Raw genomic sequence first — 9730 nt, 5'->3', positions numbered from 1 at the left:
CATACGTCCCTCAGACAAACCTGAGATCTTCAACGTATGTTTCGCCGCAAACACAGTCGCAAAAATCGACTTAACATAATAACATAACCGTCACCCATGTCCCCGAACAAACGTCAACCATCTCTCCGGGACAAACACTCGGGGCTGGGATGACACCGGTGGGTGGGGCAAAGACTGTCTCAAAAAACTTATTCCCCTTCTGAAATCCTCCCATACTCTGAACCTATGCCTACGTAACGGGCTACTGGCGGAGCGACCGTCAGTTTGTCGTAGGCTGGGTTGGGCTGTTGAAAGACGTAACGCACCTTTCAGTGGTCCGGTGAACCGAACTTCAAACGTGACCGCATGGTTTGAAGGGAAGGGCCCAGGACTATAGGGTATCACGCGGCGACGGATACAAGAGCACCGGCAGGGAGACTTGCTTTTGCGAAGGTGTCAGTCAAAGACGGAGGAACTGTTTGGGCATGGAAACGTGTCTGGGTAAGCCACTTTCTTTCCGGGAAACCGGCTATCGTGCCTTATAGGCAAAAGAGGCGACGTTGTTCATTATAAAAAGCCCGGGCAAGGCGTGTAGCTGATGCCGAAGAAACATTTTTAAATAAGTAGCGCAGGTATTGCCTGCCGCCTTGCTCATCCCGACCTTCGGGAACTCTGGTTCAACACTGCATGGGATGCCATGTGGTGCTGTTGGTGTTTGTGGTGTCCGTCCATATTGCCTTGTCTGTTAAAAAATTGAGGCAACCAGTTTTACGGATCTTATATTGAAGTACTGGAGGCTGTGATCCAAAATCCAGAGCGAAAACGCACTCCATGCGAGTAAGCTTGCTGTCATTAACCGTCGACGAACTAGTGGGTTTGGGTAGCTATAGATGATTGCGCCAGCTGATGCGGGCAAGAACGTTACTAGGGCAAAAGCTGCAAATACGGCGCCGAGTGTTGAGACGAAGGCAGATGTGACATCGTGATATAAGAAACCGTCGACACCTGTGGTGAATGCCAATAGAGGGCCCAAGGGGTTAGCACAGGTTAGTAACAAGCTGAAAATGTAATAAAAAATGGCCTGTGGTCGGGTCAATTTCGGCACATCCTTCAGGAACATCATAATCAAACCCCAAAGGATGGTGATGAGGCAAAGTATTGGAAATATAGCCCAAGCGATGTGGAAATATGTATCTGGGACTGCAAAGATACCGCTTTGTCCGCCTGACAAGTATGTCATCAAGGCGAAGAGCAATAATTGGCTTACTGCTACGATCATCAGGAGTCTGGGTGACATTGCTCGATTTACAACGAGGATCGTCGAGAGTAACGGCCAGCTAAGGACGTTAAAGCCCAAGTGCGCGCAATTTACCGCGAGGAAGTTATATCCGTTAAAGGAGAATATGTAGAAGTATTCGAGCAAAGCCTGATCCGCAGATTGTACAACAGGCTCTCCCTAGCGAAGTCTAAGAGTTTTTGAAACAGCTTTTGTTCTATTTCTTCAAGCGTTGTATTCGATGATGCGGCCTTCGCCGATGAGGCGGGGGGCTTTTTCGGTGGTGGTGTAGCTGATGGCGCCTTCCTCGGGTTCTACGCGGCGGCGGTCGCGCAGGTGGGCGGCGTTTTCTTTGATGCCGATGAGGTGGGCGAGGAAAGCGGAGTTGCAGCGGAAGACGTTGATGCGCTTTGGCAGTTCATAGAACTGGGCGTCTTTTTCGTGCTGGGTCTGCGTGGTGGCGACATCCTCAGAGACTTGCAGTTCCTTGCCTGGTTTCCCGTAGGTGTTCCGTCTTGAAACAGTCTCTGCATTTTGCTCTGTGATTTTGGCGTGGCGGCGAGAGCCGATATCGCGATAGCGACGATCAGCGTCTGTTCCAGTGTTAATCGCTTTTCCAGTGCGGGTGACACGCATGACTTCACTCCCCCGACCGTCTCAAAATGAGACACCTGCCGTTTCCTGGGATTCACATCGCAAGGCGCGTGCCAAAACTTAAGTTTTTATTAGGATTTTAATTATCTGGGTGCGGTAGGAATGCTGAGAGGCATGAAAAAGCTAGTAAGTACTGAAGGTTAAAGCTTGTCTACCTGATCTTCAGGACCGCTGACGAGCAGGGTTACGCCGTCCTCTGTGAAGGTGCGTTCGATGATTTCCAGCTGTAGCAGAATGACCTGGCGTTCCAGTTCGGCACTGCTGGAGAAGCTGGCAGAGACACTGCGGGTTTTGATGCGCAGCCATGGCACAAGCTCAGCTTCCCGAATGGCGAGATTTGCGGCGCCGGAGTAGGCCCGTGCCAGACCGCCGGTGCCCAGTTTTGTGCCGCCGAAGTAACGGACGATGATGACGCCCACATCCACAAGGTCTGCCCCAATGAGTGTTTTAAGTGTGGGCATGCCGGAGGTGCCAGACGGTTCACCATCGTCTTTGCCGCCTTCATCGATGCGTCCCTCGGGGAGCATTCTGCGGAAAGCGGTGACGTGGTGGTTGGCTTTTTTGTGCTCGTCGCGAAGGTCCGCCAGCCGCTGAGCAAAGTCTACATGGGGTACTAGAAAGGCAAGAAAGCGTGACTTCTTTTCTTCCAGTATCGCGTTGTATTCCTGCTCAACGGTGAAGAGGGGCATGGGCTTATGCTCCTACCGGTTCTTTGCTTTTGAAGTGCTTGGAAAGCTTCAGAGCCTGACCCTGATAGTTGGAGCCAATGCCTTCGCCGTAAAGGGTTTCTGGCACTTCCTCCATGTGCTCGTAAACGAGGCGGCCAACCGTCTGGCCGTGTTCTACGATGAAGGGAACGTCGTGAGAGCGGACTTCGAGAACGGCTCTGGAGCCTGTGCCACCAACGGTGGAGTGGCCGAAGCCGGGGTCGAAGAAGCCTGCGTAGTGGACGCGGAACTCGCCGACGAGCGGGTCGAATGGCACCATCTCAGCGGCGTATTGTGGTGGGACGTGGACGGCTTCCTGCGAGACCAGAATGTAGAACTCGTTCGGGTCGAGGATGAGCGTTGCATCGCCGCGATTGTACAGCGGCTCCCAGAAGTCTTCCGGGTCCTGTGCGTTTTTGCGATCGACGTCGATCACACCTGTATGGCGCTTGGCGCGGTAGCCGATGAGGCTGTCTTTGCCAGAGCCTTTCAGGTCGATGGACACCTGTACGCCGTTGTTGATGGCATCTTCGTCCTTGCCGCCAGAAACCAGCGTGTGCTGGTTGTGCACTTTGGTCAGGTCTTCATCATTGATGAGGGTTTCACCATCGCGGAAGCGGATCTGGGACAGGCGAGAACCTTCGCGGACCAGCACTGGGAAGGTCTTTGGAGAGATCTCAGCGTAGAGCGGGCCTTTGTAGCCAGCTTCAACACGGTCAAATGCGCGGCCCTGATCTGTGATGACGCGGGTGAACACATCGATGCGGCCCGTGGAGCTTTTCGTGTTGGCTGTGGCAGACTGTTCAGCCGGGAGGTCCAGTGCTTCCTGAAGGCGGACGATGTAAACGCAGTTGGTTTCCAGCACGGCGCCCTTGGAGAGGTCGATCTCGTGCAGGATGAGCTTTTCCAGCTTGTCTTCCACTTTTGCGTCAGGGCCGGGTAGAAAAGAGGCACGAACACGCCATGCTTTTACGCCGAGGCGCAGGTCAAGACTGGCAGGTTGAATCTGGTCCTCGTCGGGCACTCTGTCTGCTTGAATTGCACCGCTGGCAAACATAGCTTCAATCGCTTTTGCCGGAAGAATGCCTGTCATTGTTGGTTCCGCCCCACTGGTACTCAAATCGTTCTGACACTGATTAACGTAAGTTTGATCTCTCGCCAAGTCTGCAACCTAAGCTGATTGATTGACCCTAGTGTATTTTCGAGGTAAAAACGCTGCCTATTCCGTGGTGATTTGGTCGACCGGCTTGCAACCACGTAAAACAAGTAGCTAAAGGGTCGGGTTCTTGTATAGACCTCGGCCCGCGCCGGGGTTTTTTAATGAAGGGGTAGAGCAATATCTCTTCGGGCAGGAATGAGCGATGACAGACGCAAAGAACTGGAAGCCAGCAACTCGGCTTGTTCATGGAGGCACAACGCGCTCCAGCTTTGGTGAAACATCCGAAGCTATCTTCCTTACACAAGGGTATGTTTACGACAGCTCAGAGGCGGCAGAAGCACGCTTTTTGGGCGAGAATCCGGGCTATATTTATTCCCGGTACGCAAACCCGACCGTAGGAATGTTCGAGCGACGAATGTGTGAACTGGAAGGCGCTGAGGCCGCACGCGGCACGGCTTCTGGTATGGCGGCTGTTAACTCTGCGATTATGGCCTGCGTTAAAGCTGGCGATCACGTGATTGCACCAAAGGCACTGTTCGGTTCCTGCCGATACATCATCGAAAAGCTGCTGCCACGTTATGGTGTGGAGTCCACGCTGATTGATGGCACTGACATTGAGCAATGGAAAGCAGCTGTTCGTCCGAACACCACAGCGGCATTCCTTGAAAGCCCAACCAACCCGACGCTTGAAGTGATCGATATTCCAGCTGTTGCGGATATTATTCACGAAGCTGGTGGACGGCTTATTGTCGACAACGTGTTTGCGACTGCTATCTGGCAGAGCCCGCTGGCCTTGGGCGCTGATGTGGTGATCTACTCTGCGACCAAGCATATTGACGGGCAGGGCCGATGTCTGGGCGGTATCGTGCTTTCTGATGAAAAGTGGATTGTGGAAGAATTCCATGACCCGTTCAAGCATACTGGGCCTGCGATGAGCCCGTTCAACGCCTGGGTTCTGCTGAAAGGTCTGGAGACATTGTCTCTGCGTGTTGAGCGTCAGACTGCGAATGCAGGCAAGCTGGCAGAGTTCCTTGCGGATCATTCTGCAGTGTCTCGGCTGATTTACCCGGGCCGTGCTGATCACCCACAGGCGGATATCGTGGCCAAGCAGATGCAGGGTGGGTCTACCATGCTGGCGTTTGATTTGGCGGGTGGTAAGGAAGCGGCCTTCAAGTTCTCCAATGCACTGGAGATTGTCAGCCTTTCCAACAACCTTGGTGATGCGAAGAGCCTGATTACCCATCCGGCGACGACTACGCACCAGAGTGTTGCGGAAGATGCGCGTTTGGAGCTGGGCATTACAGACAAGACGCTTCGTCTTTCTGTTGGTCTGGAAGATGCAGATGACCTGCTGGAAGACGTCGCTAAGGCACTGACCGCGCTTTAAGCGTGTTGCACATTATGACTGGCATGAGGGCATCCAATCGGGTGCCCTCATGCATTAAAGCCCAATGCTGCAGACTTGTTGTTAGCTGTTGCTGGTTGCCACAACTACATCTCGTCGTGCTCCAGACAAGGTGATGATGAATCCGGCGATGACATCCAGAAACGTGATGGTCATGAGCAGGAGGAAGAGCGGAGTGGCAGCTTCTTGTACCGAGAGGAACTCAATTAGGTAGGCCACGAGGATCAACAGAGACAAGCTGTGATCTACCAGTGAGAGTGTGCTGGTTCTGGTGGCTTTGATGATCTCAACGAAGAGCAGGACCAAAGTGCCTGCAAGCAGAAGGGTGGCGACATCCAGAGGAACAAGCAGTCCGGATGGCAGTGGGATCTGGAATACAATGGCAGCCCAAGGGGTGACGTTGTAGCCTTGATCAAGCACCGGCTCTAGATCTTCAAACCACCGAAATGCCACAGCGTTGTAGAGCAAAAACGGAATGAGCGTGAGTGGAATAGTCCTCATGTGGTTGTCCCCGGAAGAGCTGGAAGCGGTATCCTATCGGAAAAGATTAACATTAATGCTGGGGGTCTGTGATGCCCTGAAACCGGGAGGGGTAACGCTTCGAGTGGTTTAATGCCTAGGGCTTTCATTTTAAGTGGAGTTCTAGGGAATACGACGCGTGCGATTGTGAATAGTGAGGGGGCGTCGCACGCGTTCTGTCATGCGACGTTCTATGTGAGAGAGCTCGTTGTAGTTATCGACGGTGATGCCCTTCCAATATCTGACGATGGGAAGGCCTATGCGGAGTTGAAAAGCACCAATGGGATAGTTGATGTCGCTGTGATAGCGGATCTGTCCAACAAATGTGGTCTTCAATCCAGGTACGCCAAGCCAGCCTGCACGGGATATTTCAAACCGTCCCTGTGCTCCGCTTATCTCTTCAATGTTGTTGGCGGTTCTATAAAAGCCTCCTGCATAGATGCGGAGGCCGAACCCCAGATCGTCAGTTCCGGGGAGGTCGTAGCCAATCTCTCCTGAAAGATTGAGGAGAGGAATGCTTTCGCGTTGGTCTGTGCTGCCCGGCTCCGGTTCCAGAATGCGGACTTTGCTTGTCGGGAATTGTGCGTTGAAGCGAGCCTCATAGTTATTTGCCAGAAACTCGATGCCCGTGGTGACTGCAGTTGCAGGGCCGCGTTCGTAATCTTCCTTGTAGTTCATGAAGATGTAGGTGCTGCCAATCAGGTTTGGCCGCACAAAGTGACGGAGGCCACCGCCAGCACTTATGAGATAAACAGCATCAGAGGAGTTGCCGGAGCGGACATCAGCGAAGAACATGCCATGACTGTCCTGAAAGACTGGCGTGATGACTTCGGCGGCTCCAGATGTGTTATTGCGATCTGTCTCAAACAGGCCAATGAGGCGGGGTTGGTACTTGCCTTGCGGATTGAAGGTGAAGTGGTCGTCTAAATCAAAGAGAGGTTGGGCCTGGCTGGCAGAGGTATTCAGCGCCACAAGGCAGAGCAGAATACGCAACAAAGTTTGCAAAAGCTGGCCCATTTGCTCTCTTGGTGCTGACGAGAATGCGACGTTTACCAGCAGTATTGGAGGTTACTTACGTTTCTGATAGTCCCGCCATCCAATGGGCTATCCTTGCCAAGCTGAGAGGAACTGAAGATCTTCACAGCCAGCAAACTGGGTGCATCGCTCCAGTTCAGCTTCCAATCGTTGTTGGCGGCCTTTGCCCATGCGAATGCCAGCCTCGGGCCAGAAGCGTTTTACGGCCAAAGCATTGGAGGCTTTGTCACGCTTCATATCAATGCGACCAATCAACTTGTCCCCCTCCATTACGGGGAAGACATAATAGCCGTATTGCCGTTTTGGTTCAGGGACGAAGATTTCGATGCGGTAATTGAAGTCAAAAAGGAACTCAGCGCGCTTGCGGTCTCTTAATGCCGGGTCGAATGGACTGAGGATGCGGATCCGTTGGGAAGGGGCTTCGAGGGATCTCAGTTCATCTTCAATTGTTGGGCGTGCGAGACATAATTTGGGCTTCGTGTCGCTGGCAGGTTGAATCTCAACAGGGATTAGTTCCTGACGCTTCTGGGCTTGCTCACACCATGCTTTGACATCGGCAAGGTCTAGTTTGTCCCAATAGGCTGCAATTTCGCTGGGCGTAGCGAAGCCGAGGCGGTCGATTGCGGAGTTGCAAGCCCACTCTATGGTTTCTGCATGGCTGGGTTTAGCGGAGCGGTGATCCTCAGGGATGACGCGTTCTGTCAGGTCATAGAGTTTTTGAAAGTTTTCACGCCGGGAGACGGAGATTTGTCCGGTCCGCCAGAGATATTCAAGCGCTGTTTTGGATGGGTTCCACTCCCACCATCCGCCTTTGCTGCGCTTCTCATCCTTGCCGACATCTGAGGTGCCAGCAGGGCCGTTTTCTTCGATGTGCCGTAGAATGAGGTTGAGTTTTTCCTGATACTCCGCACCGCGCCAGACCTTCCAGCGGGATTGCAAGCTTTCTGCGCTTTTTTGGAAGCGGTAGTGCCAATAAGGGAAGAACTCGGTTGGAATGATTGAGGCATCATGCGTCCAGTGCTCAAAGAGGCTTCTGTCATTCTCCAGCAGTTTTTTGAGATGTTTGGGGCGGTAACTTTGGCGGCGTGACCATAAGATCATGTGGTGCGCACGCTCTACTGTGTTGATGCTATCAACCTGCACAAAGCCAATGCGGTGAATGAGATTGAGGAGATCTTCTCCTTTCGAGAAGCCTGTTGGTGCTTCAAGAAGGGCGTGTTTCTGCAGAAACAAGCGGCGCGCAGCGGCGTTATCAACTTTTAAAACTAACTGCGCTTCCATAGTCATCAAAGTCTCCTGCTTGGTCAGACGTGCCTAGGCTAGGAGAGGTAGCGCCTTGCCGCAAGCAGTCCGCAGCAGATAGTTGTGGGTTTGTTCCTATTATGTTCTCTAAGTGGAGGTTGCATTGGACTTTGCAGAAAAACAGCGGGGTGTGTTTCAGCGGATGATTGTTGGAGCGTTGGTGACCGCGATTGTGCTTTTGTTTGGTGCGCTTCTCAATCCGTTTGGATTTGCCGCGGACTGGAATGCCTCTGAGCGGCTTTGGGTGGCAGCGGTTTCATTGCTATCACCTGCCTTACTCCTAATGATCTCTATTGGTCGTCTGGCAATGCGCAGGTTCTACCATGCCGATGATATTGATGGTGGCGGACTAACTCACGGAAGCGTTGAGGCTAAGACGTTGCAGAGCATTTTGCAAAATACACTTGAGCAGGGGGTGCTGGCAGGGTTTATCTACATTGCTTGGGCAGCGGTTATGCCGGGTAGCACGATGTCTGTGCCATTGTTAGCAGCACTGCTGTTTGCGCTTGGGCGCATCCTGTTTTTTGTCAGCTATGAGAAGGGTGCGCCATGGCGTGGAACCGGCTTTGCGCTGACTTTCTACCCGAGCATTTTAATGCTGGTGGTCGTGCTGATTACGTTGATGGCCGGGTTGTAGTGCTCACCTTGGTATGTGGCGAGCGACTACGAGGTGTCCACGCACCGGATTTTCGCACTCCTGCCGGAGTGTGGTCTGCATGAAGTCAATGACTGCAAAGTCGAACTGTTTCAAGAGATTGCGGAGGTAATATTCTGTATGTATGAAGCGGTCGCTGTCGTTCATAGTGTAGGGTGGGGCATTGGGTGCGGGCTCCATCACAGCTTCAGCGGAGAACAGGAACACGCCATTCTTTTCGATGTTGCGGGCGACACCTGCGAAGAGATCTTCCAATGAACCAAAGTACGGAAAGAGCTCTGATGCGAGTATCAAATCCCATTTCTGAGGATGATCCTGATCGAGAAAATCGTTGATTTCACATTGCTGGAGATCGTCGTAGATCTTCTTGTCTCTCGCCAGATTGAGCATTTGCTCGGAAATGTCGACGCCAGTTTTATAAGGGATCCGATCTTCAAAAAGTTCGGCAGCTAAGCCAGTGCCACAACCTAAATCTAAGAGACGTTTAAAGGGGCCAAGATTGAGAGTGTTGATCTTTTCGTGGATCTTGGTTGGTAGGCTATATTGGAGGATCTCTAGAAGTTTGATATCGAAAATCTTCGCTTTCTGGTCAAACAGAGCGGAAACATACTCAGCTGGCATACTGTCCAGCTTTTCTGAGTTCGCTTTTGCTCTTGGCAGATCGATGGTTTCCTCTGAGCTTTCAGAGCACCCTTGCCCAAGAAGGTTTAGCAAGTGATCGGCAGCTCCGTTGAACTCTCCGGTCTCTTTGAGCTCGAGTACATGATCATAGATCATGAAATGTCGGAGGAAATCTGCAACGGGATTGGTTTCTTGTTCTTTTTTGTCATTCTTCATCGCTATGTAGTATCCTCGTCTTTGAATACTGACACGATTGAGCCATGAAAAAATTAATGAACAGTAAGCCTCTTTTGGTTGATCGTTTTTAGGTAAGCAACGGAAAGTAGCTGTATTTTTGTTGCTATGTATTTCTCAAAATAAAACCCGCAGTGTTTCCACTGCGGGCTTAATAACTAATTTAAAGCTTAGGAGCTTTTAC

At 52.0% G+C, this 9730-nt stretch carries 9 protein-coding genes and 1 riboswitch; of the genes, 2 read left to right on the top strand and 7 right to left on the bottom strand.

Going from position 1 to position 9730, the window contains the following annotated elements; genetic code table 11:
• Window positions 1-1480: 1480 nt before the first annotated feature.
• From PsAD13_RS00785 to PsAD13_RS00775, 3 genes are all read right to left on the bottom strand, one after another.
• Window positions 1481-1891 (bottom strand): hypothetical protein, encoded by a 411-nt coding sequence (locus tag PsAD13_RS00785; protein ID WP_063286133.1) that lies wholly within the window; start codon window positions 1889-1891, stop codon window positions 1481-1483.
• A gap of 158 nt (window positions 1892-2049) precedes the next feature.
• The gene (locus PsAD13_RS00780; RefSeq protein WP_063317017.1) at window positions 2050-2598 is read right to left on the bottom strand and encodes a YigZ family protein; all 549 of its coding nucleotides are present in this window, start codon (window positions 2596-2598) and stop codon (window positions 2050-2052) included.
• Window positions 2599-2602: 4 nt separating this feature from the next.
• Window positions 2603-3709 carry a 2'-deoxycytidine 5'-triphosphate deaminase gene (locus PsAD13_RS00775; RefSeq protein ID WP_063317016.1) on the bottom strand — a complete coding sequence of 369 codons (1107 nt, stop codon included), beginning with the start codon at window positions 3707-3709 and terminating at the stop codon, window positions 2603-2605.
• A gap of 123 nt (window positions 3710-3832) precedes the next feature.
• Window positions 3833-3910: riboswitch (SAM riboswitch) on the top strand.
• Window positions 3911-3977: 67 nt separating this feature from the next.
• On the opposite strand from PsAD13_RS00775, the gene PsAD13_RS00770 reads away from it, so the two are divergent.
• On the top strand, window positions 3978-5162 hold the full coding sequence (locus PsAD13_RS00770; RefSeq protein WP_063317015.1) for an O-succinylhomoserine sulfhydrylase: 1185 nt from the start codon (window positions 3978-3980) through the stop codon (window positions 5160-5162).
• 81 nt (window positions 5163-5243) lie between these two features.
• On the opposite strand, the gene PsAD13_RS00765 is transcribed toward PsAD13_RS00770, so the two are convergent.
• The 3 genes from PsAD13_RS00765 to PsAD13_RS00755 form a co-directional block, all read right to left on the bottom strand.
• A complete protein-coding gene (locus tag PsAD13_RS00765) occupies window positions 5244-5681 on the bottom strand; it encodes a hypothetical protein (RefSeq protein ID WP_057460765.1) in 438 nt (145 codons plus the stop codon).
• 141 nt (window positions 5682-5822) lie between these two features.
• Window positions 5823-6716, bottom strand: coding sequence for a hypothetical protein (locus PsAD13_RS00760; RefSeq protein WP_208986354.1), 894 nt, complete (start codon window positions 6714-6716; stop codon window positions 5823-5825).
• 87 nt (window positions 6717-6803) lie between these two features.
• Complete coding sequence (locus PsAD13_RS00755) at window positions 6804-8015, bottom strand: crosslink repair DNA glycosylase YcaQ family protein (RefSeq protein ID WP_063317031.1); 1212 nt, start codon at window positions 8013-8015, stop codon at window positions 6804-6806.
• A 124-nt stretch (window positions 8016-8139) separates the two neighbouring features.
• On the opposite strand from PsAD13_RS00755, the gene PsAD13_RS00750 reads away from it, so the two are divergent.
• Window positions 8140-8673, top strand: coding sequence for an MAPEG family protein (locus PsAD13_RS00750; RefSeq protein ID WP_063317030.1), 534 nt, complete (start codon window positions 8140-8142; stop codon window positions 8671-8673).
• A 3-nt stretch (window positions 8674-8676) separates the two neighbouring features.
• Here PsAD13_RS00750 and PsAD13_RS00745 read toward each other — a convergent pair whose 3' ends face one another.
• Window positions 8677-9528: a methyltransferase domain-containing protein gene (locus tag PsAD13_RS00745; RefSeq protein ID WP_063317014.1), complete on the bottom strand. Its 852-nt coding sequence runs from the start codon at window positions 9526-9528 to the stop codon at window positions 8677-8679.
• Window positions 9529-9730: the final 202 nt, after the last annotated feature.

It is taken from the genome of Pseudovibrio sp. Ad13 (assembly GCF_001623225.1).
Taxonomy (GTDB): domain Bacteria; phylum Pseudomonadota; class Alphaproteobacteria; order Rhizobiales; family Stappiaceae; genus Pseudovibrio.
This window is presented reverse-complemented; position numbering and strand designations above follow the sequence as displayed.

Coding starts and splice junctions, on each gene's coding strand:
- PsAD13_RS00785 (WP_063286133.1), bottom strand. CDS start 1,891: ATGCGTGTCACCCGCACTGGAAAAGCGATTAACACTGGAACAGACGCT.
- PsAD13_RS00780 (WP_063317017.1), bottom strand. CDS start 2,598: ATGCCCCTCTTCACCGTTGAGCAGGAATACAACGCGATACTGGAAGAA.
- PsAD13_RS00775 (WP_063317016.1), bottom strand. CDS start 3,709: ATGACAGGCATTCTTCCGGCAAAAGCGATTGAAGCTATGTTTGCCAGC.
- PsAD13_RS00770 (WP_063317015.1), top strand. CDS start 3,978: ATGACAGACGCAAAGAACTGGAAGCCAGCAACTCGGCTTGTTCATGGA.
- PsAD13_RS00765 (WP_057460765.1), bottom strand. CDS start 5,681: ATGAGGACTATTCCACTCACGCTCATTCCGTTTTTGCTCTACAACGCT.
- PsAD13_RS00760 (WP_208986354.1), bottom strand. CDS start 6,716: ATGGGCCAGCTTTTGCAAACTTTGTTGCGTATTCTGCTCTGCCTTGTG.
- PsAD13_RS00755 (WP_063317031.1), bottom strand. CDS start 8,015: ATGGAAGCGCAGTTAGTTTTAAAAGTTGATAACGCCGCTGCGCGCCGC.
- PsAD13_RS00745 (WP_063317014.1), bottom strand. CDS start 9,528: ATGAAGAATGACAAAAAAGAACAAGAAACCAATCCCGTTGCAGATTTC.